The sequence below is a fragment of the Kitasatospora sp. NPDC057542 genome (assembly GCF_042801945.1).
In the GTDB taxonomy this organism is placed as follows: domain Bacteria; phylum Actinomycetota; class Actinomycetes; order Streptomycetales; family Streptomycetaceae; genus Kitasatospora.
The window spans coordinates 1-2,043 of record NZ_JBHVFE010000022.1 but is presented as its reverse complement, the minus strand read 5'-3'; the positions used below and the strand labels follow the sequence as shown (position 1 = coordinate 2,043).

Annotated in this window: 3 protein-coding genes; all 3 read left to right on the top strand. The window is 66.0% G+C overall.

Annotated features, from left to right (window positions below):
- Window positions 1-42 precede the first annotated feature (42 nt).
- On the top strand, window positions 43-378 hold the full coding sequence (locus tag ACFU7Y_RS05165) for a hypothetical protein (protein ID WP_380766522.1): 336 nt from the start codon (window positions 43-45) through the stop codon (window positions 376-378).
- A 215-nt stretch (window positions 379-593) separates the two neighbouring features.
- A complete protein-coding gene (locus ACFU7Y_RS05160; RefSeq protein ID WP_380766521.1) occupies window positions 594-1,403 on the top strand; it encodes a leucine-rich repeat domain-containing protein in 810 nt (269 codons plus the stop codon).
- A gap of 296 nt (window positions 1,404-1,699) precedes the next feature.
- Window positions 1,700-2,043: transposase (locus ACFU7Y_RS05155; RefSeq protein WP_380766520.1), on the top strand; the 344-nt coding region annotated here is incomplete at its 3' end.

The window sequence follows — 2,043 nt, the reverse complement described above, 5'->3', positions numbered from 1 at the left end:
CAAGCTGCGGGAGAGGAGGAGAGGCGATCCATGGTGCGCCAGATGAGCACTCGGGAGCTCAGCGAGGAGCGTGCCCGGCTGGTGGCCGCGCTGCTCCAGTGCCGGGCGGACCTGCTCCGGACGGACACTCGGCCGGAGGGGACCAGCGGCCCGGCCGAGCTGCAGCGACAGCAGGAGGAGGTGGACGCCGTGGCCGTGCAGCTGCGTGTGACCACGGCCGAACTTGAGCGCCGCACTGCGGCAGCAACCGAGCGGCCAGGGCCGAGTCCCCGGAACACGCCTGCACCGCTTGCCGAACGCCAGCAGACCCAGACGTGGCATCACCGGCGCACGCCGCTCGGAGACCGCCACGAGGAGGAGCGGCATGGCATGGTGTGACCCTCCCGCTTCGACGACCCGCAGGTGGCGGAAGCAAGGCCCGCGCTGCCGGGCGCCATCGGTAGACGAGCTGGGGACGCGACAAGGGCATTGCGCTGCCACGCCGCAGATCACTGTCGACGATCACGTAATTCGGCTCTGGCGCTGATCTTGTGATCGGGCCAAGCCGCAGGCCCCCCTGATCCGTTTCGCCCGCCTCTTCGTATCTTGGTGCGATGGCGAATGAAGCAGAGTCGGCATCGCACACCAATCGGTGGGGCGACACGGCGAATTCGGCCCCAGACAGCGAGTCCTGTCGAGACGTCTGCACGTGCTTCGACCAGGGCCGGGTGAGCAACCGCCGACGGGTGCGCTTCCACAGTGAGCGTCAGGACACATCTTCGCCGGCCTGGCAGTACCTCCTGGCGCTGATCGAGGAAGCCGCTGCCGACGGACGGGAGGTGTTTCGGCCGCTGGCGGAGATGAGTCCCCGAGAGCGACGCCAGATCGTCACCCTGCCGCCCAGCATTGCGAAGCTCACCGCCGTCAAGCAGTTCATCCTCTACGGCAGCAACCTGGTTCGGACCCCTCCGGAGATCGGCGCCATGAGCAGCCTGCAGGAATTCACCCCGTACACCTCCTACCGACTGCACTGGTTCCCGTACGAGCTGACCAGATGCCCGAGCCTGAAACGCAGCACTGTGAGCACACGCGCGCTGTACGGCAACGAGAAGCTCCGCCCACCGTTCCCCCTGCTCCAACCTGGCGGCGTGGAGACCGCAGACCTCAGCCTCGACGACGTTGACCCCGGAGAATGGGGTACTACGGCACTCCGCAGGTGCAGCGTGTGTGACCGGTTGCTGGAAGGAGCCGAGATCCACCAGGCATGGATCTCGCTGCGAGTCGCTGCCGACGTCTTGCCGCTCCTGGTCAACGCCTGCTCCGCAGCCTGCCTGCAGGTGCTTCCCAAGCCTCCCGAGGACTACGTCCAGACCCCGCACACGGGTGGCCCCGGACTTGCCCAACCCACCGCTGACTACGCCTGACTCCCCATCATGTCAGCGAGCCGCGGCACAGCTGCCGGATGCCAGCCCAGGTCGGCATCCGGGTAATCACAAGATCAGCGACAGAGCCGAATTACGTGATCGTCCACATACGTCTGGCATTTGGAGGAACCAGCTGTCGGGTTGGCCAACCAGCCCGACACGAGAAGCAGATGGGAAAGCTGCGTGGCGCCTGAGAGGACGTTAAGTCCCCTTTCTCTCGGTTCGTGATCGCCCGTTCGTGTGAACGTCGGCCGTACTGGCGTGCCAGTCGGGGCCCGGGTGATGTTCTGCGACTCATGGACAGACGGGCGTACCCGAGTGACTTATCGGATGAGCAGTGGGCGTTGATCGAGCCGATGATCACGGCCTGGAAGCAGGGCAGGGTGGCGCGGTCGGCTACCGGGGATCCGGGGTCCTGTGATCTGCGGGAGGTCGTGAACGCGATCTTCTACCAGAATCGGACGGGCTGTCAGTGGCGCTACCTGCCCCATGACCTGCCGGCCTGGTCGGCGGTGTTCTACTACTTCACGCTGTGGCGCCAGGATGGTCTCGACCAGCGGATCCAGGAACTCCTGCGCTGCCAAGTACGGGAGAAGGCCCGCCGATTAGAGGACCCGTCCCTCGTGATCATCGACACCCA